The sequence below is a fragment of the Hydrogenovibrio halophilus DSM 15072 genome (assembly GCF_000384235.1).
Classification (GTDB): Bacteria; Pseudomonadota; Gammaproteobacteria; order Thiomicrospirales; family Thiomicrospiraceae; genus Hydrogenovibrio; species Hydrogenovibrio halophilus.
In genome coordinates, this window is the sequence record NZ_KB913033.1 from 2,282,312 (window position 1) to 2,303,922 (window position 21,611).

Below are 21,611 nucleotides of genomic sequence, written 5' to 3' on the forward strand. Positions count from 1 at the left end.
TTGCTTTGATCGTTTAACGCAGTTCACTGGCGTGAAGGACATTCCCGTCCAGGTAGACGCCGGTTGACAGATATCGATCACCCCGATCGCAAACAATGGTCACCACCACCGAATTGGGCACCTCACGGGCAATCTGCAAGGCACCGGCCAAAGCCCCGCCCGAGGAAACCCCGGCAAAAATGCCTTCGGTCGCCGCCAGTTTTCGCATGGTGGTTTCCGCACGCTCCTGCGGCATGTCAATGATTCGATCCACCCGGCGATCATCGTAAATATCGGGCAGATAGGCCTGCGACCAGCGCCGGATACCGGGAATGGCCGCCCCTTCTTCGGGCTGAAGTCCGACGATTTCAATGTCGGGGTTTTGTTCCTTCAGATACATGGAGGTGCCCATAATGGTGCCGGTGGTGCCCATGGCACTGACGAAATGGGTGATTTTCCGGTCGCTCTGCTGCCAGATTTCGGGGCCGGTGGAGTGGTAATGCGCCATCGGATTGTCCGGGTTGGCGAACTGGTCCAGCACCCGTCCCTGTCCCTCTCGCGCCAGTCGTGCGGCCAGGTCTCTGGCTCCTTCCATGCCTTCGTCCTGCGACACCAGAATCAATTCGGCGCCATAAGCGGTCATGGCCGCCCGACGTTCCTGAGACATATTGGCCGGCATGATCAGGCGCATCCGATACCCCAGCATGGCCGCGACCATCGCCAACGCAATGCCGGTATTGCCACTGGTGGCTTCGATCAGGGTGTCGCCTGGCTGGATCTCGCCGCGTTTCTGGGCTTGCAGAATCATATTCAAGGCGGGCCGGTCCTTGACCGACCCGGCCGGATTGTTGCCTTCCAGTTTGGCCAGGACCACCGACCCGTTATCGAAGTCGACCATCCGTTGCAATCGCACCAAAGGCGTGTGCCCGACCGTGTCCATCAATGTCATTGCATTCCTCCCATCCAGATGCCGGTGGCGACCAGTGCCGGGGTCAGAAGCACCACCGCCACATTCCAGCCCAGAATCGGGCGCAGTCGCGACAGATTACAGTGATCACGCAACACCCGCCAGCTCAGTGGCAAGGCCAGCAACAGTGTGACAAACCCCAGAGCCGCCAGTAATGGCAACTCACCCAGCAAAATCGCCACCGCAAGAGACGCATAGCTCAGCCCCAGAAACTGCACAAAGACGGTGCCACTGGCCGCCGTACCCAACCACATTGGCAGACTGACCCGCCCCACTCGGGCATCGGCCGCCGCATCCGGGAACTGATTGAGCAGCAGCAAATTGTTCACCAGAAAAAACACCATCAACGAGAGCATCACCATGGTCCATGACACCCTCCCGGTCAGAAGCAGCTCGGTGCCCAGCATCATGACCGGACCAAATGCCAGCCCGGGAGCGATGAGCATCACAAAAGGCCGATGGGTCAGGTAACGGGTGTAAAACACCACCAGCCCCAGACCGACCAGCCCGAACCAGAAGAGCGCACCCTGTTGAGACACGACCAGAAACAGCCCGGCGACGGCAATCATGCCGACCAGAAACCAGGCCACACGTGCGACCAGACCGGCGGCCTCAGGACATGCCTGCAGAGCGCCGCTGCCGCCACTGAAAGGCGTTCTCGCCGTCATCTCATCCAGACCGGACAAGGCGTCGTCGTATTCATTGAGCAGATTCACACTGACATGGGCCGCCAGCGCCAGCCACAACACCAAAACCCAGTAACTGCTGTTCGCGCTCATCATGGCCTGATCCACCACGGCAAACGTCAACGCCATCACCGCCAGCGTCAGTAACAGAAACGGTGGCCGTGCGGCCTGCCAGACGGCTTTAAGCTGTGAACAGGTCGCCTTGGACGCCATCCGGGAAAATGCTCCTTGTCTTGTTTTGACCATTATAACGCATCTGTTATGGCACATCCTTCTCAAGGGCCCGATAGCCATCCAGTCGTTGAAACCACCCTTCCAGCCAGCGTTGCTCATTTTTTTCCGGCGGCGCCAACTGAGTGCGCTGTTTCAGCACCGATCTGGCGGCCCGGACAAACCCGTCCAGCCATTCCGCGGAGCTGAGTTGTGAGTCAAACAACGTGTTCGGCATGGCCTGCAACACATCCAACAGACCCCAGCCCTGTCCCTGATAGCGCTCTCTCGGATTGGCGCCGATGCCTTTGAAATTGGCATAGTCCAACAGGGCCAGCACCCCGGCTTCAAACTGAAAAAAAGGCGCAAGCCGCTGGCGCAAGGCCCTGGCAACAGGGTCGGGCAATTCGGACAACTGCGTTTTCAGACGGGATTGAAAGCGTTGCACAATGAACGCGGCCTGATGCGGTTTGGTCGCCATCAACCAATCACGCAGGCTTTCCAGCTCCTCAGAAGACCAGGCCTGGTAAAAATGGGAACGGTCGCGCCAGGGAAAGGGCAAATCGGGTTGGCGCAACCAGTCCGGCGCCGGCACCCGGGCATCGACAAAACGCACCATCGCCGGAAAAGTCGGTTCAAACGGCACGGCCACCCCGGGCGGCACCCAGATAAAATGGCCAATGCCAAAGGAGGGAAAAGGCTCGTTGGGACTCCAGTAGGTCAGAAAACGTGCCTGACCGCCAGTCTCATTCTGCTCAATGATGTCAGCGAGCCGCTCGGTGTCCAGACCCGTCAGCCGGATCGAATCCGCTCGAAGGTCGGTGCTCCCCACGGCCAACAGCATGACCAGCAACATGGCCAATATCAGGCCACGCAACACCTTACCAACCCGGCCTGTCGTATTCGGGTTTATTGACAGCGCCCGGCCAGATAACCGCCGTCCACATTGCGCAGCATGCCCAGATACATTTGCGGCAATTCGGGCACCACCGAGGTTTGCACACACTCTTCGGCCAGCAGTTTTTCCGACCACTTCCGCATTTTGGGCAGATCGGTCAGGAAGTTCAAATCGCAGGCTTCCGCCAAATAGCCCAATCGCATGAAAAACGGCGCAAACGCCGCGTCGATCAGACAGAAATCCTTGCCATTGAAAAAGGACTTTCCGGAATGGACGTCTTCCAGCTTGTGCAAACGCCCGATCATCTGGTCGCGCACTGCATTGAAATCGTCTTCACTGGTCGCATGCGCCAGTTTGAACAGGTCCACATTCAAGTCGCCACCAAAACTGATCCAGGCGCGGTTTTTGGCCTTGATCAGGGCATCCTGCGGGTGCAGGGATGGCGGCGTGACTTCGTCCACATACTCCTGAATCACCGAGGACTCGAACAGCACCTCTTTGCCGACTTTCAACACAGGCACTTTGCCCAGCGGCGAAACCTGCTCAAACCATTCCGGCGGGTTGCTCAAATCGATGTAGGTGATGTCAAAATCCACCTGCTTCTTTTTGAGTACAATCACCGCTCTTTGCACAAACGGACAGAGTTTAAAGCTGATCAGTTCCATTTTTTTCGCCTTGTTGGACATGGGCCGGTTCCTCAATTGCTTCTGTGCCCTTTGCATGCATCAGAGCGGGTAAAAAACGGTCAAAACGTTTCCCATTCTGATGGTGCAAGGGCGCTCTTCAAAGCCTACATGATACAAACTCAGACGCTGGCGTCAAATCGAGACGACATTCACTCCGCAAAATAGCGTGTCGGCGAATCAAACAATGCCTTACGCTCTTGCTCATTGAGAGAATGAATGGTGATCACGTCGTACCCCAACGCTTTGTAGTCGTTCAGCTGAGCCATGCCCGAGGGCGAAAAGGTCACAAATTCCGGGAAATCGGAGGCCTCCAGCCCTTTCAGACCAGCAACCGCGCCGCAAACGTGCATCGACACTCCTTGATCCTCCACCAGTCTGGAAAAGGTGTCATGCAGCTCGGACGCGTCGTTTGCGGCCTGTTTTGAAAGCGCCTGCTCTTCGGCCCCATGAGAAATCACGGCGATGTCTGCGTCCGGGTACTGTGCCTGCACATGCCCGATCTGACGGCTGACGTAATCGGCCAGACCGGGCAGCGCTTGCGCGTCCAGCGTTTCAATGTCAAACACCACGCCAAAAGGCGCTCTGTCACCGGCGATCAGCTGCGCCACTTGCGGATGCGGGTCGGGCAGTGATTCGGCGTAAGCCCCCCACGGCAGCATAGGCAGCGAACACACCAGCATCAGTACCAACCATTTAAAGCCATCATGAAAGCGTTGCATTGCCCCCTCCCGTGCTCAGCACATTGTTTTTTTACCAGGCCTGGTTACTTCTGACCTTCGTTTCAATTATGCGCCTGATCCACAAGTGGTGCCAATGGATTAGCATCTGCTGAACCAATCAGATCTTATCGTTCAACACCAAAGCCTCAAACTTTTTGAGCAGGGTCTGATGGTCCTCCTCACGTTCCGGGTCGGTGATGATGCAATCCACCGGACACACACTGACACAGGTGGGGGTGTCGTAAAAGCCCACGCACTCGGTACACAGATCCGGGTCGATCTCGTAGATTTTTTCGCCGTAATAAATGGCTTCGTTGGGGCATTCGGGCTCGCACATGTCGCAATTGGTGCAGGCCTCCAGTATTTTCAGTGCCATGCCCTATCCCGAAGCCGTTGATTTGGCGGCGTTCAGCGCGGCGGAATCCCGAGTGGCATCGCCGCCCCAGGCTTCATTGCGCATCAACAGCCCAAAACGCAGCACCTCTTCGTCAATGCCTTTGAACGGGTTGGGAATGAACACCACCCAGCCCGAGCCCAGAGCGCACTCTACCGGCTGGTATTTTTTGTCCAACAACGCATCCAGATGCCAGGTCACGTTGCCCGTCGGCGACATCAGTTCAATCGAATCATTGAGGCAGAACTTGTTTTTGACATCAATCTGCAACCAGCTGCGTCCGTCGTGCTCGACCACCGCCTGCACTTCGCCCACAAAACGCTGGCGGTCGGACTTGGACACGCCGTAATCGTAATTCTGATATTGCGAATGCACATGACGGCGCAAAAACCCTTCGGTGTAACCGCGGCTGGCCAGCCCTTCCAGTTCGGTGAGCAGATTGGTGTCAAACGGCTTTCCGGCCGCCGCATCATCAATCGCCTTGCGGTAGGCCTGAGCGGTACGGGCCACATAATAATGCGATTTGGTTCGCCCTTCGATTTTGAGGGAGTCCACCTGCATTTCGACCATTTCCGGGATCAGTTCCACCGCCCGCAAGTCTTTGGAATTCATGATGTAGGTGCCATGTTCGTCTTCAAAGGCCGGCATCAGTTCACCCGGTCGTCCGGCTTCCTCCAACAACACAGGCTCACTGACCACCGGTCCTTCGCCCAATGTCGGCTCTGGCTCGCTGCTGGACGGTTCGGTCAAATCCTGGATCTGCCCCACCGACTCGACGGGCACGCCCACCAGATCGCCGGCATCGTTTTCTTCGCCCTTGTAGGTGTTGTAGTGCCAGCGACAGGCATTGGTGCAGGTGCCCTGATTGGCATCGCGTTTGTTGATGTACCCCGAAAGCAGACAACGCCCGGAATAAGCAATGCACAGCGCGCCATGCACAAACACTTCCAGTTCCATCCCCGGCACGGCTTCACCGATCTCTTTGATCTCTTTCATCGACAGTTCACGCGACAACACCACCCGGGTGATGCCCTGATCCTGCCAGAACTTGACCGTGGCCCAGTTGACCGCATTCGACTGCACCGACAGATGAATTTCCTGCTCCGGGTATTCGGCACGAACCATCGCAATCAGACCCGGATCGGACATGATCAGCGCATCGGGCTGCATCGCAATGATCGGCGCGATGTCGCGCATATAGGTTTTGATCTTGGCATTGTGCGCCTGGATGTTGCTGACCACGTAAAACTTTTTGCCCAGCTCGTGGGCGCGCTGAATGCCTTTTTCCAGCGTGGCTTCGTCGAATTCGTTGTTGCGCACACGCAGACTGTAACGTGGCTGACCCGCATAGACCGCATCGGCCCCGTAGGCAAACGCGTATTCCATGTTTTTGTAGGTCCCGGCAGGCGACAGCAACTCGGGTTTGAACCCGGCTGGTTTGCGGCGAGGGTTGGGACGGGGTGTGTTTTCTGCTTCCAAGGCAAAATCCTTCCGTTTTATCAAATTGACCGGCTATTTTACTTTATTTTCCAAGCACTTTCGTCAGGGTTTGACACCAGAAATCCCGTTTCTTTTCAAAGGGTAATCGGGCATTGGCCGGGCTGGTTGAGGGCAGTGCGTGATAGGTCAGACAGGATGGAAGCGTTTGTTGCGCCAGCACCTGTCGGCGAAACAACTGTTCGGCCTTGCGCCCATTGAACAGAATATGGCGAATGCCCGGCTCAGCGGCCAACAGGGTTTCAAAATCATTGGGTTCTGCCGCAGTAATGGCCGAATCCAGACTGCCGGGCCGCTCGCAGGCCGCGAGCACATCCCATAAAGCCATATGATGCGCATTCAAAAACCGAATTTTTTCCGGCACAGAGGCCTGGGCCAAGTCGGCACGAAGAAGATCGGCCTGACCCAGACACTGCCCGAGAATGGGCCAGAAGGCATTGCGCGGATGCGCATAATAAAACGCCTCTGCCAGAGAACGCACGCTGGGCATGGTGCCCAGAATCAACAGTCTGTCGGAACCCGACCGAATCGGAGCAAAGCCCTGACAGTAGTTGGCACCGACCGACTCGGCATCGGCTTTATCCTCCCCCGTCATTGAGCACCTTCATACTCAGAAACACCTGCAGTGCCTCACGGCTGTCAAACCGATGCGCGGCCACAATCCGACCCTGCTTCAACTGATAGACCGAAACCTGTTCGTCGGCTTTGGGCCAGTCCTGCAGACGGCTTTGTTCCCGTACCAGAGCGATGGGGAAGGCATAGTCCTGCATTTCGGGGATCGCCAGCCATTTGGAGACCAGCGACGGCATACCAGAAATGTCGGCCACATAGAGCAGATGTTGCGCCGACAGATCCGACAGTTTCAGTTGATCAAACGCGCCTTTGACCCAATCATTGCCATCCATGTGATGCGAATACACCACCCACTGGGTCGACTCGTCCAGCACTTGGGCTTTACCCCACTGGTCATCAAAGCTCTGAGCTGGCAAAGTCTGGGCCTGAACAACGCTGGCAAACAACCAGAGCATCAACCCGAACCCGAGCGAAATCATACGGTAAACAGACGTCATACAGCATTCCTTTATCACAGAAAAAACCCGGCCAATAAAACCGGGTTGTCATATAATTCAAAAAGTTAAGACGAGGTCTTAACCGTATTTTGAAACATTTTACAGAGACTTCTTGCAGAAGTAGAAATCCACACAATCGTATTCGTCCGAGTTCAGACGTTTTTTGGCTTCGTCAATGTCGGAAGGCGGTGGCACAATCACCTGATCTCCAGGCTGCCAGCCTTCCGGCGTGGCCACACCATGCTCATCGGTGGTTTGCAGCGCCTTCACAACACGCACAAACTCGTCCATGGAACGGCCATTGCTCATGGGGTAATACATCATCGCACGCAGAACCCCGTCCGGGTCAATGATAAAGGTCGCTCGCACCGCAGACGTGTCGGCCGCACCCGGGTGAATCATGCCGTAAGCCTGAGCCACTTTCATGTCCAGATCGGCGATGATGGGGAACTCGATGTCCACACCGAATTTTTCCTTGATGTTGAGCACCCAGGCGTTATGCGAATGATGCGAATCAATCGACAAGCCCAGCAATTCACAGTTCAACTCGTCAAACTGAGGCTTGCGCGCCTGAAACGCCATAAATTCGGTGGTGCAGACCGGGGTAAAATCCGCCGGATGCGAAAACAGAATCAACCACTTGCCTTTGTAATCGCTCAGGGATTTGGGGCCATGCGTGGTCACCGCATTAAACGCCGGTGCGGGTTCGTTCAAACGTGGCAAAGCAACGGTTTGGGCTTGTTGGATGTCTTGGTTTTCCATGATGCGCTCCTTTCTGGTTGTCGAAACATTCATGTCACAAACCCGAAAAATTCATAAAATTATGCACCATCTCGCTTGCCCCTTGATTCCACAAGAAATATTTCTTCAGTCGGCCGTAATCGTTGATACGACACTCCTTCAGAAATTTCCTTGTGAAACCAAGTTCCTGCGTGATATTGGCGCAAATTCATGAAATTTCCGGGCTAAAGAACTAGCATAAACTCACTTTATTCAAGAGCAAGCTCAGCTAATGTGAGTGTTACTTTAGCAAGGCTCTTCAATTAATTCTAATGAAACATTTTTTAAACCTTAATAGCCATTAACTATCAAGCCATCGTTCATACCAGAGCGTGATAGGCGGTGGCCTGCGTCTTCGGCCCTTCCACCACCTCGCCCCACAGGTCATAGGCATCGGCGGCGGTAATGCGGGCCTGAACAAAATCCCCCGGTTCCAGATCAAACGCTTCCGGCAGAAATACCAGGCCATCAATTTCCGGGGCATCGGCTTGAGAGCGGGCAATCGCGCCCTCCTCGTCCACTTCGTCCACCAGCACTTGAAGCGTCTGGCCGACTTTTTCCTGCATCTTCTCAGCACTGATGCGCTGTTGCAACTGCATAAAACGGTCAAAGCGTTCCTGTTTGATCTCGTCCGGCACCGGCTCGGCCAGGTCATTGGCCACCGCACCGTCCACCGGCGAATACTGAAAACAACCGACCCGATCCAGACGCGCTTTTTCAATAAAATCCAACAGGTTCTGAAATTGGGCTTCGGTCTCGCCCGGAAACCCGACAATGAACGTGGAGCGAATCACCAGTTCCGGCACTTTTTCGCGCCAGCGCTCGATCCGTTCCAGCATTTTGTCCATATTGCCCGGCCGTTTCATGGCCTTGAGAAGGTCCGGGTCGGCATGCTGCAACGGCATGTCCAGATACGGCAGAATTCTGCCCTCGGCCATCAGCGGCAGCACGTCCTCGACATTGGGGTAGGGATACACATAATGCAGCCGCACCCACACTTCGTCGGTGCCGCCCAGTTCGCCCAGTGCCTCGCTCAGGCCGAGCATGGAACTTTTGGTGGGCCGCCCTTCGGCAAAATCGGTTTTGTGCTTCACGTCCACGCCATAGGCAGCGGTGTCCTGAGACACCACCAGAATTTCTTTGACCCCGGCGTCTTTCAGGCGTCGTGCTTCGGACAACACTTCGGCCACCGGTCGGCTGACCAGATCGCCGCGCATGGACGGAATGATGCAGAAGGTGCAACGGTGGTTGCAGCCTTCGGAAATTTTCAGATAGGCAAAGTGTCTGGGGGTCAGTTTGATGCCCTGCGGCGGCACCAGATCCAGATACGGATTGTGTTCGGGCGGTGCCACCGCCTGATGCACCGCATCCACCACCTGCTCATACGCCGCCGGGCCCGACACCGCCAGCACATCCGGGTGCACCGCTTCGATCACGCCGTCCTTGGCTCCCAGACAGCCGGTGACAATCACCTTGCCGTTTTCAACCAAGGCATCGCCAATGGTATTGAGCGATTCTTCCACCGCCGCGTCGATGAACCCGCAGGTATTCACAATCACCGCGTCCGCGCCTTCGTAATCGTTGGTCAGGTGATAACCTTCGCTGCGCAACTGGGTCAGAATCCGCTCCGAATCCACAGTCGCCTTGGGGCAACCCAAACTGACAATACCGATGGTCGGTTGGTGTGTCATAAATGTCCTTTCTTTACGTCTGTCAAAGTGCCTTTTTTACCAGGCCTGGTTATTTTTGCAGCAGCATGGCTTCGTCCAGAGTCAGTTTGAGGCCGCTTTGCATGGTGTCGATCCAGATGTGGCCGGGACGCTGTTCAAACGCGCGTGGATAGGCGAGCCAGGCACCGCGGCAATAGGCCAGCGTCACCGGATCGGTCCAGCTCTGGCCGTCGTCTTCGCTCAGGCGCGCCACCAGTTCGGCCCGATACCAGGACGCCGCCGATTTTGAAAACTGCCCGGCCCGGCGCGCCACCATCTGATCATCCTGATCATTGGTCGGAAACAGCGGGTTGTACAGCATCAGAATCCGCCCGCTTTGCAGACGGGTCAGATAAGCGGGCGAACTGCTGGCGGTGATACCGGGTTGCGTTCGGGTCCAGGTCTGGCCTTCGTCCTCGGACCAGGCGTTGTAAAACCAATCGAAATTGGTGCGCAAACAATACCAGACGCGACCGTCGCTCAATGGCAGCAAGCAGCCCTCGTACACGCCGTCGTGATGTCCCTGTCCGCCCAGATCGATCCAGTTGCTGGCTTGCCAGCTCTGGCCGTCGTCGTCGGAGACGTGGCTGAGACTGTAATGACGCCCCTGCTGATAATCCAGATTTTGCGCCGCCAGCACCAACCGCCCGCTTTGGGCCTGAACCAGGCTGAAACTGGCCCCGCAATAACCTTCCTGAATGGTCTGGGGTCGCTCCCAGGTTTCGCCGTGGTCATGGCTGCGGGTCACACACAACGGCAAACGTGTGTTGCGGGTGGGCCGGTTTTTGTTTTTCAGCCAGCGAAAATGGTAGTCGGCCATGTTCAGAAACGCCAGCACAATGGTGCCGGAATCGGTGACCATCAGACTGTGGGTTTGCTGGGCAGAAAAGCCTTTACCCGCCGTATCAGGATCGGAATCGGAAAACAGCGGCACCGACCGCCAACTGATGCCCTCATCGGCAGACAAAAATGCTGACTGGTCGTTGACCCGCACCAGGTCACCGTTGTGAGCGCGCACATAATGGCCGCTGCCTTCAACCGACAGCACCGACGTGTCCGGGTGCCGATACACCGGCGCATCCGTTTTGGGGGCCAGCGAAAAATCCAGAACGATGGCATCGTCCCGGAGCAGATGCGGCAAGGCGGTTAAAACGGAATCGCTCATATCAGAATGGCTTGATTTCGACCAGAATCAGAATCACAACGGTCAGCAGCAACGGAATTTCGTTGGCCCAACGGTAATAAATGCCCGAATGGTCCAGATGCCCTTCCTGCATTTCCTTCATGCGGCGCTTGGACCACAAATGGTACACCAGCATCAGAATCACAAAGACGATCTTGGCGTGCAACCAGCCCATGCCTTCGGCCATCGGAAAGTAGGCCAGCCACAGCCAAATGCCGGTACCGATGGCGATCATCATCATAATGGTCATAAACTTATACAGCTTCTTCGCCATGATCGCCAGACGACGCACGTCTTCACCGGCGGCCTGACCTTCCACATAGTGCACAAAAATGCGCGGCAGATAAAAAATCCCGGCCATCCAGGCCATCACAAACAGAATATGAAACGTTTTCAACCAAAGCATTGAGATGAGACTCCCTCGTTATACATCGTCATTGAGAACCTGTATGATACCTGCTCCATTGATAAAAAGAAGGACCTGCAACATGAAAATTGCACAAGACACCGTCGGACAGATTCATTATTCGCTGACGGACGCCGAAGGCAACGTGATCGACAAATCTCAGGGCGAGCCGTTGGCGTACCTGCACGGCCATTCCAATCTGATTCCCGGTCTGGAAAAAGAGCTGGAAGGCAAAGCCGCAGGCGATGAGTTCAGCGCCACCATTCCCGCAGCGGATGCCTATGGCGACGTCATGGACGAAATGATCCAGGCCGGTGTCCCCAAGAACCTGTTTCAGGGCGTGGAAAACCTGGAAGTCGGCATGCGTTTTGAAGCCCAGACCGAACAGGGTCCGCAGTCCGTGGCCATCGCCTCGATTGAAGACGACACCGTCACCGTCGATGCCAACCACCCACTGGCAGGCAAAGACCTGACCTTCGAAATCGAAGTCGTCGATGTGCGCCCAGCCAAAGACGAAGAAATCGAACACGGCCACGCGCACGGCGCAGGCGGCGTTCAGCACGAAGAAGAAGCCTAATCTTCTGACGTTTGCCTTTCATGGCTTTTTGACGGGCAGCCTTTCGGTCTTAAATAATCGAAGCGAAAAGATTCTGATTTGAGGCAGTTTTTGTTCAATTTTGAGGCGAATAGCCTCGCTATTTAACGAAAAATTGGACAAAAAATGGCCATAGCAGGATTTTTGCAGCCGATTGGCTTAAGTCCGACAGGCTGCCAACAAGCCTGGTTAAAAAGCCATTCCCTACCGATCTAATCCGGGTCCGGAATCACATAATCCTCGTAATCCAGCCCGGGTTGATCCACCACCAGCCGAATCCCATGCAATCCCTGATGCCTCTGTTTCACCGAACGGCGATCCCCGCTTTTCAACGGATGCCAATCCGCCAGATCCCGGCCCTGATGCACCCGACGGTAACCGCACGTGTCCGGCAACCAGTCAAACTCGGCCACACGTTCCGGCGTCAAGGCCACACACCCTGGCACATTGACCGAACGGTTGGCGTAATCCGAACAGGCCGCGGTCTCGGGATCCGACCATTCACACACCACGCGGGTATAAACCAACTCGCCCGTGTCCTCATCCTCCAGTTTGGTCAGACAGCACAAGCCACAGCCATCACACAGCGATTCCCACTGCGACGCACTCATCTCTGACAACGACAAACACAACCAGAAAGGTTTTTTTGACGGTTCAGCCGGAGAACCTTCTGAAAAGGTTTTGTTTTTATCATTCATTTTCAAACACTTAAGTTATATTTCTGTTTTGGCACGCTTATTGATCTATTGACTGTGAAAAGCCCAATTCTGTCAAAGATTTGACACAGTACACACAAGGAGCGTTTTATGGGTAAGACAACAATGGATACTTCTCAAAAAGTCGTGACCTGTCTGGACTACATTGATCAGAGACTGGAAGACACGTCCGAACAGACCATTCAGATTGCGGAAATGATCATTGACGACATCAAGGAGCTGACCGCCGGCTACCCTCAGGCGCTCAGAGACAACAGTCTTCAAGCGCATGCCGACAAAGTCCGAGATACGCAAATGAAATGGGTCAATCAGTTGCAGGACATCATTCTGGAGCAGGCGCAACGCGACCTGAACGGTCAGGTGATTCAGGCCCTGCAGAAGTTCGCACAAAACCTGAATGACAAACAGAACAAGCATCTGGACTTTGAATTGCCGAGCGTGGTGCAACGCCGGGATGCCAATCTGGCGCATGAGTACCTGACACAGGAGGAAATCGAGTTACTGATGGCCTCTGACGCCTTGCCAGCGAATCAGGTGCATCACTGAGCCAATCAGAGGAAACTCAGAGGTCCATCAGAACCAGATCACACCGACTGTCAATCCGGCAGTCGGATGCCATTTTTACCAGGCCTGGTAAAAACCAGATTCCATTTTTATTTTTTGTTTTATTTTTTGGCCGCCGCCTGCGCTTCGCGCGCCTCACGCTTGGCTTCTTCTTCCAGAAAAATTCGATGCAACTCTTCTTCCTGAGCCGAATCGTCCTCGCCTTCCTTGACCGGCTTCATCAGGTCTTCTTTGGACACGCCCAACGCCAACGCAATGGAACTGGCCACAAACATGGATGAATAGGTCCCGACGACAACGCCGACAATCAATGCCAGTGCAAAGCCGTAAATCACTTCGCCGCCAATCGCGATCAGCGCTGCCAACACCAGCAAAGTCGTCACAGAGGTCATAATGGTTCGCGCCAGCATCTGGTTGACGGCGAGGTTGGTCACATCCACGGGGGTGCCATCGCGCACGGTGCGGAAGTTTTCCCGCACCCGGTCAAAGACCACAATGGTGTCGTTCAGCGAGTAACCGATCACCGCCAGAATCGCCGCCAGCACGGTCAGATCAAATTGCACCTGGGTCCAGGCAAACACACCGATGGTGATGGTCACATCGTGTACCAGTGCGGCCACCGCGCCCAGTGAAAAGCGGAATTCGAAACGCAGGGCCACATAAATCAACACCCCGATCAGCGCATAGATCAGAGACAAAGCCCCGTCTTCGGTCAGTTCATCACCGACTTGCGGGCCGACAAACTCGACCCGGCGCAATTCAAACGCCTCGTTATGCTGGTTCGCCAACATGTCCATCACCTGATTGGAAATCTGGGCCGAACTTTCCTGCGGTCGCGGCGCAATGCGGATCAAGACCTCTTCGGCCGAGCCGAAATTCTGCACGGAAGCCCGCTCATAACCATTGTCCAGCAAGGCCGTGCGAATGGCGTCCACGTCCGCTGGCTCGTCATAAGCCAGCTCAATGATGGTGCCACCGGTAAAATCGATGCCGAAATTCAGGCCCTTTATGGCCAGACCGGCGACGGAGGCGGCCAGCAAAAGCAGCGACAGGATCATGGCCTGTCCGCGAAACCGCATAAAATTGTAACGTTGCTCGTTTTGCACGGATCAATTCCTTTTCATCTTCCACAAAACCCGCTCACCGAACACGTCGGTGAGACAGAGTTTAAATCGACAGTTTCTGTACCGGTTTGTTGCCATAAATCAGGTTGATCACTGCACGCGTACCCACAATCGCGGTAAACATGGAGGTCAGAATCCCGATGCTGAGGGTGATCGCAAAGCCTTTGATCGGTCCAGTACCGAAACTGAACAGCACCACCGCTGCCAACAGCGTGGTGATATTGGCGTCGGCAATGGTCACAAAGGCTTTTTCATAACCGGCATGAATCGCAGTCTGAATCGACGAATGGCGCATCTCCTCACGAATGCGTTCGAAAATCAACACATTGGCGTCCACGGCCATCCCCACGGTCAGAACGATCCCGGCAATGCCCGGCAGCGTCAGGGTCGCCTGCAACAGCGACAGCACCGCCACAATGATCACCAGATTCAGGGTCAGCGCCACATTGGCCACCATGCCAAACACTTTGTAGCGGAAAGCCATCACCACCAATACCAGAGCAAAGCCGACGATCACCGACAAAAAGCCCTGATTGATGTTGTCCTGACCCATGCTGGGGCCAATGGTGCGTTCTTCCACAATTTCCATCGGTGCGGCCAGGGCCCCGGCACGCAACAGCAAGGCCAGATCCTGCGCTTCCTGCGGGCTGTCCAGCCCGGTGATCTGGAAACGGTTGGCAAACTGACCCCGGATCACGGCGGCGTTGATCACATCTTTGGTGGTGGTGCGTTTTTTGACAACTTCGCCATCTTTTTCAATGGTGTCGACCCGGTTTTCAATGAACACCACTGCCATGCGGTTGCCGACGTTTTCTTTGGTGGTGGCCAGCATCTTGCGGCCACCGGCACCGTCCAGCGTCACGGAAACCTGCGGCGAACCGGCTTCCGAGTCGATGCCGGATTTGGCATCGATCACATTGTCGCCGCTGACGATGATGCTGCGTTTCAGCAGAATCGGACGCCCGTCACGGAATTGATACAGACGCGCCCCATTGGGCGCATAACCGGTGCGTTCGGCCCGAACCGGGTCACCTTTTTCTTCCACCAGACGGAATTCCAGTGTGGCGGTCGCCCCCAGAATTTCCTTGGCCTTGGCCGTGTCCTGCACCCCGGGCAATTGCACCACGATGCGACGATCGCCCTGCTGCTGAATCAGCGGCTCGGCCACACCCAGCTCATTGATACGGTTGCGCAGGGTGGTGATGTTCTGTTTCAAAGCGTATTTGCGGGTCTCAGACTTTACCTGTGCCAGCAGGGGCAGGGAAATTTCCCCGTTTTCCTGATCCGGCTTCGGTTCAAACGTCTGCGGGAATTCGGCATTGACGACGCTCAAAGTCTTTTCCATCTCGCTGGCATCGCGCAAACGCAACAACAGTTCGTCGTCTTCGTGGGTGAGGCCCAGATAGCGAATCCGTTCTTCGCGCAACACCGCTTTGAGCTCGTCCACATAACGCTCATAGGTTTTGGCAATCGCCGCTTCCATGTCCACGTCCATCAGGAAATGGACCCCGCCGCGCAAATCCAGCCCCAGATACATGGGTTGGGCTCCGACCGAGCGCAGCAGTTCCGGCGTGGCCGGTGCCAGGTTCAACGCCACCACGGCCTGACGGCCCATGGCTTCTTTCAGCAGGCTTCGCGCCTCCAACTGGTCGTCGCTGGAGTGAAAGCGCAACAGAAACTGCTCCTGATGGCGCTCAAACTGTTTGGGTTCGATCCCGGCTTCCGCCAGAGTGGTGCGAATCCGGTCGGCGGTCTGCTGGTCGAATTCAACGGTTTTGACCGGTGAAATCTGAACCGCCGGATCGTCGCCAAACAAATTGGGGGCGGCATAAGTGACACTGAGCACAATCGCCACCGCCAGCAGCAGGTATTTCCACAGCGGGTAGGTGTTACTGATGATTTTCTGTCTGGATTCAAACATCTTGGCTTACCATTGCCTGCCTGAGCAGGTTACACACAATTGCGTTCCTTAAAACCGGAACATGGAAGAATATCTCTGAAACAAAAAAGGGCCGGACACGGTTTGACCATGCCCTGACCCTTTTTATCGCCCATCGAATCGGCTTACTCGGCCTGACCTTTCAGCGTGCCTTTGGGCAGCTCACGCGCCACGTTCTGGCGTTCGACTTTGACTGTGACATTGGGCGCAATTTCCAGATCGATGAAGCTGTCGTCCATCTCACGGATTTTGCCGGCCAGTCCGCCGTATGTGACCACTTCCGCCCCTTTGGACAAGGCTTCGACCAGTTTTTTGTGTTCTTTGACTTTCTTCTGCTGGGGACGAATCAACAGAAAATAAAACACCACAAACAACAGAATCAATGGAATCAATGCTTCAAAGCCACTGCCTGAAGCCGCTGCACCGTTTTCTGCCATGGCATCGGAAATAAAAAAGCTCATAGTTTTGCCTCTCCTTGTAAAAGTTCGCAATATTGTGGCACAAAGCGCCCGCAAATTCTAAAAAATTGTCAGCCACAGCGGAATAATCAGAAAAATATCGCCGTTCCATCCCATGCAAAGGTCAAAATTGACCAGGCCTGGTGGTTTTCAGAGTTTTTACACCGTCGGCCCAGTTTCGCCACGCTGATGGTAGAAGTCCGCCACAAATACCTCCAGCGTGTCACTGGCGATGGCGTCACGCAGCCCCTGCATCAGGCTCTGGTAATAATGCAGATTGTGCAGGGTGTTCAACCGTGCGCCCTGAATTTCACCGCATTTGTCCAGATGATGCAAATAGGCGCGGCTGTAATGGCGACAGGTATAGCAGTCACACTGCGGGTCCAACGGGCCGGTATCGGTTTTGTGGGCCGCATTGCGAATTTTGACCACGCCCTGATGGGTAAACAAAAAGCCATTGCGGGCATTGCGGGTCGGAATCACGCAATCAAACATGTCCACGCCCCGACGCACCGCTTCGACAATGTCCTCGGGCTTGCCCACGCCCATCATGTAACGCGGCTTGTCTGTGGGCATGTGCGGTTCGGTAAAATCCAGCGTACCCATCATTTCCTCTTTGGGCTCGCCCACTGACAAACCACCGATGGCGTAACCATCAAAGCCGATGTCGACCAGTCCGGCAATCGATTCCTGGCGCAAGTCTTCGAACATACCGCCCTGAACAATGCCAAACAAGGCCGCCGGATTGTCTCCGTGCGCTTGCTTGGAACGCTCGGCCCAGCGCAGCGACAAACGCATTGAATCGGCGGCCTGCTCATGCGTGGCCGGATAAGGGGTGCATTCATCAAAAATCATCACCACGTCGGCACCCAGCTCGCGCTGGATCTGCATCGATTCTTCCGGTCCCATAAAAATCTTGTCGCCGTTGACCGGACTGCGAAAGGTGACGCCCTCTTCGGTGATCTTGCGCATCTTGCCCAGACTGAACACCTGAAAGCCACCGGAATCGGTCAGAATGGGGCCGGGCCAGTTCATAAAGTCATGCAAATCGCCATGCTGCTGAATGATGTCGGTGCCCGGACGCAGCGACAGATGAAAGGTGTTGCCCAGCAGAATCCGCGCGCCTGTGTCAGCGATTTCTTCCGGGAACATGCCTTTGACACTGCCATAAGTACCCACCGGCATAAACGCCGGGGTGTCCACCTGACCGCGTTCAAAGCGCAGCACGCCCCGTCTGGCCCGTCCATCCTGATGCAATAATTCAAACTTCATAAATTTCTCTCATTTTGGGCTTTGGCCGTTTCGTCGTTTTCCGGCAGCACCAGCATGGCATCGCCGTAACTGAAAAACCGGTATTGGGCGTCGACCGCGTGGCGATAGGCGGCCATGGTGTTGTCGTAACCGCCCAGTGCCGACACCAGCATGATCAACGTCGATTCGGGCAAATGAAAATTGGTGACCAGCGCATCCACCACCTGAAAGCGGTAGCCGGGTGTGATGAAAATGTCGGTTTCGCCCTGAAAAGGGGCCAGACGTTCTGTTTCAGAGAATTTGGCCGCGCTTTCCAGCGCCCGGATGCAGGTGGTGCCCACCGCGATCACGCGCCCGCCCCGCTCATGAGTGCGTTCAATCAGATTCACGGTCTCGGCGGGCACCTCAATCACTTCCGCATGCATGGTGTGTTCGGCAATGTCGTCCACCTGCACCGGTTTGAACGTGCCTGCGCCCACATGCAGGGTCACAAATCCGGTAGCAATGCCGCGCTCGGCCAGAGCTTCCAGCAAAGGTTCATCAAAATGCAATCCGGCGGTGGGCGCGGCCACCGCACCGGGCCGGGACGCATACACCGTCTGATAGCGCTCTTGATCGGCGTCATCGTCTTCGCGCTCGATGTAAGGCGGTAAAGGTATGTGGCCAAAGGCTTCAATCACCTCCAGCGCCGTGACATGGCCGGTAGCTGGCGGATCAAACACCAGTTCGAACAAGGCGCCTTCACGCCCAGTCACCGTGACCGGGATTTGTTGTTCCAACGTCAATTCGGTACCGGCTGTGGGCGCACGACTGGCGCGCACATGCGCCCAGACCCGTGTGTCGCCGAGAATGCGTTCCACCAGCACTTCCACCTTGCCGCCACTGGCCTTGTGACCATGCAATCGGGCCGGGATCACTCGGGTGTTGTTAAAAATCAGGCAGTCTTCCGGTCGCAGATACCCCAGCAAGTCGCCGAAAGCCGCGTCCGTCAACTGCTCGCCCTGCATCACCAGCAGACGACTGGCCGAACGCTGCGCGACCGGGTGCTGTGCGATCAGTGTCTGCGGCAGATCAAAATAAAAATCCTGGCGTCGCAATGCGAATCCCCCAATACGAATCCACTAAGGCATGGTTTAAAATGGCGGCATTATACCGCAAACCGTTCAATCCGACAGCCGAGCGGCCAGCCGGTCGATGCAAAAACAACCAGGCCTGGTCAAACTTTGGTCGGAACTTGCTAAAATGGCGGCAAAAACACCATCATCATTTGAGGAGACAAGATGTTTGTTCTGGAAGAAATGGACCCGTCGGCCTATCGGCGCAAAACCCGCAACGCCACCCTGATCATCATGGCGATGTTCATCGTGATTGGCATGATCACCGCCACCACCTTTGTCAAATACCTGAGCCCCTACAATAACAACATGATTGTGCTCAACCTTTTGGGCGCGCTACTGGGGCTGGTGATCACGTTTTTTATCGTCAAATGGTTTTTTGCCGACAAACCCTGGATGCACGAGACCATGTATGCCTGGCGCTTGAAACGCAATCTGATGAAAATCTCCAACGCCCATGAACCCCTGCTGAAAGCGGTGGAGGAGCAGGATCCGGAAGCCATGAAAATCCTGCGGTTCTACCATCTGGGGCTGACCCAGATGCACACACTGGAAAACAATTACCACGCCCTGACCGACCTCAAAGCCGAAAAAGAACAGCTGGAAACGCAGATGCAGGCCCAGAACCTGTCTCTGGAACAGGACGGTTTTGATCCGAAACAACTGGCACCTTATGAATCAGACAGGTCAGCGTCTTAACCCGAAGGGAAACATTCGGGTTAAATGTCGTCAAACCAGCGCAGTTTGGTGGCGTTTCTGGGTAATTCGCACGACTCTCTGAGTACAGATCTTTGGAATACGAACCCCGATTGCAACAAATTGCCAGAGAACAAAACAAAAAATCACGCTGGGATAAAAATCAGGAATAACGAAGCTATTCGCAATCAACAGGAAAATTCGGGAAGAACAGAAAAAAGAAATGGTACGACTGAGTGGATTCGAACCACCGACCTCCACCATGTCAAGGTGGCGCTCTAACCAACTGAGCTACAGTCGTATTTTGGTACCAGTGGGCGGACTCGAACCGCCACGCCGATTAAGGCATCGGATTTTGAATCCGACGTGTCTACCAATTTCACCACACTGGCCTGGAACAACATTCCGTTTAAAGAATGCGCGCATTATAGGGACACAAAACCGCCAAGTCAACCGTTTCTGCGCTTTTTTGAAAGGGGTCACTCCAACTTGGAACGGATGTCCTGAACCCGGCGGACCCACGGTGAAATATCAAACTGTTGTTTGTAGCGCTCGGCGGCCTGATCGGCGTCATCCCGACTGGCATAACGCCCGCTGAGTAACACAAAATAACGTTCGCCGTTGCGGGTCAGGGGGATAACTTTGGCCCCTTCCAGCCCTTTCTGCTCGACAATGCGTTTGACCGAACGCTGGTCAGACATGCTTGCCAGTTGCAATGTGTAGTTTTCCGCCGGCGCGTCTTTCAGCCAACGAATCGGCTCCGGCAGATCGGATTGATTGGTCTGAGCCTGCTCCTTTTTCGGTGCTTGCGGCTTTTTGGGACTGGATGGGTCTCCGATCAGGCGGATCACGGGTTGGTTCAACCGCGACACTTCCGGACTGGCGGGTTCGGCAATGGTGGCCTCATCTTCGGAGGCCGTTTCTGCAGACGCATCGGTGTTGGCGCCTGCCGCCTCTTCGGCTTGTCCATCCGACTGAGCGGCCAGTCGGGTGATCAGCGTTTCCAGCTTGCTTTCAATTCCCCGGCTGTGTTCACGCAGTTTTTGCTCCAGAATGTCGATCGTCACCACCTGACTGCCTGTCTGCGCCGAAGCGCTTCCGTCAGAGGAGTTGAACTGGGTCAGGGTATTCGCCTGATCGGTGACCGAATGATCCAGTGCCTGTTGTGCGGCTTTCAGATTGGCCACTTCTTCTTCCAGCGTGGCCACCTGCTGTTGCAGTTGAGTAAACACCTCGGACTGACCGCCTGTGGCCGCGGCTTTTTCCACATCCGCCACTTTGACTTCCAGCGCCGCCAGCCGATCGCGTGAACCGTCCACCGATTCGACCACTTTCTGCAGTTCGTTATGAATGCTGGTGTAACCGATGTAGAGCACCCCCAGAATGGTAAACAGCAGTGAGAGCATGATGATCACACCAAAAAAGGACACCTTCTGGCTTTTGGTGCGTTGACTGGCTCTGGACGGGGCGGATTGGGGTTTCTTTTCTCGGGCTGGCATAACATCCTCTGCGGCTTGAAGCCAATCGCTTAGTGAGTGTTCTGAGCGGGCATCGGTCGACTCCTCGGAACCCGGCGTCAACGCCGGCCCACGTTCGGAAGAGCGCTGCTGAGCCTGGTCTTCGATGGCTTTGAGCAGTTCGGCCCGTTCTTTTTCAAATTCGGAAATGGTTTGCGCCATGCTTTGTGCTCAGGTCATGCGAATCAGGGGTAACAAAAACAGCCAAACATCGACCGGCTCCAGCTTGATCAGCCTTGAAGGCAACGTCTGCCTTCCAGTTATTGTAGAATGTTGTTGGATAATTGCAAAGCGAAGTTTACAGGAATCGAGATATGCATAACATTGGCTTGGAAGAAGTGGGCTCTGCCCTGTTACTGACCCTGGGATTTGTCGGCATCAGCATACTGGTGGTCGCTTTGGTACTATGGGGACTTTACAAGGCCTTCAAAAACCGCGACCGATCTTCCTGA

At 55.2% G+C, this 21,611-nt stretch carries 24 protein-coding genes and 2 tRNA genes; 4 read left to right on the plus strand and 22 right to left on the minus strand.

Features of this window, described 5'->3' with window-relative positions:
* Window positions 1–13: 13 nt before the first annotated feature.
* From cysM to A377_RS0111080, 13 genes are all read right to left on the minus strand, one after another.
* The gene (gene cysM, locus A377_RS0111015) at window positions 14–919 is read right to left on the minus strand and encodes a cysteine synthase CysM (RefSeq protein ID WP_019896424.1); all 906 of its coding nucleotides are present in this window, start codon (window positions 917–919) and stop codon (window positions 14–16) included.
* A 5-nt stretch (window positions 920–924) separates the two neighbouring features.
* Window positions 925–1,845: a prenyltransferase gene (locus tag A377_RS0111020; protein WP_019896425.1), complete on the minus strand. Its 921-nt coding sequence runs from the start codon at window positions 1,843–1,845 to the stop codon at window positions 925–927.
* Window positions 1,846–1,891: 46 nt separating this feature from the next.
* Window positions 1,892–2,698 carry a hypothetical protein gene (locus A377_RS0111025; RefSeq protein WP_157760844.1) on the minus strand — a complete coding sequence of 269 codons (807 nt, stop codon included), beginning with the start codon at window positions 2,696–2,698 and terminating at the stop codon, window positions 1,892–1,894.
* A gap of 53 nt (window positions 2,699–2,751) precedes the next feature.
* Window positions 2,752–3,426: a glutathione S-transferase family protein gene (locus A377_RS0111030; protein WP_019896427.1), complete on the minus strand. Its 675-nt coding sequence runs from the start codon at window positions 3,424–3,426 to the stop codon at window positions 2,752–2,754.
* Between the two features lie 149 nt (window positions 3,427–3,575).
* Window positions 3,576–4,145, minus strand: a complete 570-nt coding sequence (locus A377_RS0111035; RefSeq protein WP_019896428.1) for a DsrE family protein — start codon at window positions 4,143–4,145, stop codon at window positions 3,576–3,578.
* Window positions 4,146–4,263: 118 nt separating this feature from the next.
* Window positions 4,264–4,521: a YfhL family 4Fe-4S dicluster ferredoxin gene (locus tag A377_RS0111040; protein WP_019896429.1), complete on the minus strand. Its 258-nt coding sequence runs from the start codon at window positions 4,519–4,521 to the stop codon at window positions 4,264–4,266.
* Window positions 4,522–4,524: 3 nt separating this feature from the next.
* Entirely contained in the window at window positions 4,525–6,018 is a 1,494-nt protein-coding gene (gene trhP, locus A377_RS0111045; protein ID WP_019896431.1) for a prephenate-dependent tRNA uridine(34) hydroxylase TrhP, read from the minus strand.
* 43 nt (window positions 6,019–6,061) lie between these two features.
* The gene (locus A377_RS0111050; protein ID WP_019896433.1) at window positions 6,062–6,631 is read right to left on the minus strand and encodes a DNA-deoxyinosine glycosylase; all 570 of its coding nucleotides are present in this window, start codon (window positions 6,629–6,631) and stop codon (window positions 6,062–6,064) included.
* Window positions 6,615–7,106 (minus strand): hypothetical protein, encoded by a 492-nt coding sequence (locus A377_RS12510; RefSeq protein WP_157760846.1) that lies wholly within the window; start codon window positions 7,104–7,106, stop codon window positions 6,615–6,617. Before A377_RS12510 ends, A377_RS0111050 begins: the two co-directional genes overlap by 17 nt.
* Before the next feature lie 99 nt (window positions 7,107–7,205).
* Window positions 7,206–7,868, minus strand: a complete 663-nt coding sequence (locus tag A377_RS0111060) for a peroxiredoxin (RefSeq protein WP_019896435.1) — start codon at window positions 7,866–7,868, stop codon at window positions 7,206–7,208.
* A gap of 338 nt (window positions 7,869–8,206) precedes the next feature.
* Window positions 8,207–9,577, minus strand: a complete 1,371-nt coding sequence (gene rimO / locus A377_RS0111070) for a 30S ribosomal protein S12 methylthiotransferase RimO (RefSeq protein WP_019896437.1) — start codon at window positions 9,575–9,577, stop codon at window positions 8,207–8,209.
* A 49-nt stretch (window positions 9,578–9,626) separates the two neighbouring features.
* Window positions 9,627–10,760, minus strand: a complete 1,134-nt coding sequence (locus A377_RS0111075; RefSeq protein ID WP_019896438.1) for a sialidase family protein — start codon at window positions 10,758–10,760, stop codon at window positions 9,627–9,629.
* A gap of 1 nt (window position 10,761) precedes the next feature.
* A complete protein-coding gene (locus A377_RS0111080; protein ID WP_019896439.1) occupies window positions 10,762–11,184 on the minus strand; it encodes a CopD family protein in 423 nt (140 codons plus the stop codon).
* Window positions 11,185–11,266: 82 nt separating this feature from the next.
* Between A377_RS0111080 and A377_RS0111085 the strand changes: the two genes are divergently transcribed.
* Window positions 11,267–11,761, plus strand: coding sequence for an FKBP-type peptidyl-prolyl cis-trans isomerase (locus tag A377_RS0111085; protein ID WP_019896440.1), 495 nt, complete (start codon window positions 11,267–11,269; stop codon window positions 11,759–11,761).
* 230 nt (window positions 11,762–11,991) lie between these two features.
* Here the strand turns inward: A377_RS0111085 and A377_RS0111090 are convergent, their stop codons facing one another.
* Window positions 11,992–12,477: a YcgN family cysteine cluster protein gene (locus tag A377_RS0111090; RefSeq protein WP_019896441.1), complete on the minus strand. Its 486-nt coding sequence runs from the start codon at window positions 12,475–12,477 to the stop codon at window positions 11,992–11,994.
* Window positions 12,478–12,585: 108 nt separating this feature from the next.
* On the opposite strand from A377_RS0111090, the gene A377_RS0111095 reads away from it, so the two are divergent.
* Window positions 12,586–13,041 (plus strand): hypothetical protein, encoded by a 456-nt coding sequence (locus A377_RS0111095; protein WP_157760850.1) that lies wholly within the window; start codon window positions 12,586–12,588, stop codon window positions 13,039–13,041.
* A 119-nt stretch (window positions 13,042–13,160) separates the two neighbouring features.
* Here A377_RS0111095 and secF read toward each other — a convergent pair whose 3' ends face one another.
* From secF to queA, 5 genes are all read right to left on the minus strand, one after another.
* The gene (gene secF / locus A377_RS0111100) at window positions 13,161–14,165 is read right to left on the minus strand and encodes a protein translocase subunit SecF (protein ID WP_019896443.1); all 1,005 of its coding nucleotides are present in this window, start codon (window positions 14,163–14,165) and stop codon (window positions 13,161–13,163) included.
* Window positions 14,166–14,226: 61 nt separating this feature from the next.
* Window positions 14,227–16,104, minus strand: coding sequence for a protein translocase subunit SecD (gene secD, locus A377_RS0111105; protein ID WP_019896444.1), 1,878 nt, complete (start codon window positions 16,102–16,104; stop codon window positions 14,227–14,229).
* A gap of 143 nt (window positions 16,105–16,247) precedes the next feature.
* On the minus strand, window positions 16,248–16,583 hold the full coding sequence (yajC, locus tag A377_RS0111110) for a preprotein translocase subunit YajC (RefSeq protein ID WP_019896445.1): 336 nt from the start codon (window positions 16,581–16,583) through the stop codon (window positions 16,248–16,250).
* Window positions 16,584–16,739: 156 nt separating this feature from the next.
* On the minus strand, window positions 16,740–17,852 hold the full coding sequence (gene tgt / locus A377_RS0111115; protein WP_019896446.1) for a tRNA guanosine(34) transglycosylase Tgt: 1,113 nt from the start codon (window positions 17,850–17,852) through the stop codon (window positions 16,740–16,742).
* Window positions 17,849–18,928, minus strand: coding sequence for a tRNA preQ1(34) S-adenosylmethionine ribosyltransferase-isomerase QueA (gene queA / locus A377_RS0111120; protein WP_019896447.1), 1,080 nt, complete (start codon window positions 18,926–18,928; stop codon window positions 17,849–17,851). Before queA ends, tgt begins: the two co-directional genes overlap by 4 nt.
* Window positions 18,929–19,111: 183 nt before the next feature.
* On the opposite strand from queA, the gene A377_RS0111125 reads away from it, so the two are divergent.
* A complete protein-coding gene (locus tag A377_RS0111125) occupies window positions 19,112–19,645 on the plus strand; it encodes a DUF3087 family protein (RefSeq protein WP_019896448.1) in 534 nt (177 codons plus the stop codon).
* Window positions 19,646–19,866: 221 nt separating this feature from the next.
* On the opposite strand, the gene A377_RS0111130 is transcribed toward A377_RS0111125, so the two are convergent.
* From A377_RS0111130 to A377_RS0111140, 3 genes are all read right to left on the minus strand, one after another.
* A tRNA-Val gene (locus A377_RS0111130) sits at window positions 19,867–19,943 on the minus strand.
* 4 nt (window positions 19,944–19,947) lie between these two features.
* Window positions 19,948–20,034 (minus strand) — tRNA-Leu (locus A377_RS0111135).
* An 87-nt stretch (window positions 20,035–20,121) separates the two neighbouring features.
* Window positions 20,122–21,321: an SPOR domain-containing protein gene (locus tag A377_RS0111140; protein ID WP_019896450.1), complete on the minus strand. Its 1,200-nt coding sequence runs from the start codon at window positions 21,319–21,321 to the stop codon at window positions 20,122–20,124.
* Window positions 21,322–21,473: 152 nt separating this feature from the next.
* Between A377_RS0111140 and A377_RS13180 the strand changes: the two genes are divergently transcribed.
* On the plus strand, window positions 21,474–21,611 hold the full coding sequence (locus tag A377_RS13180) for a hypothetical protein (protein ID WP_019896452.1): 138 nt from the start codon (window positions 21,474–21,476) through the stop codon (window positions 21,609–21,611).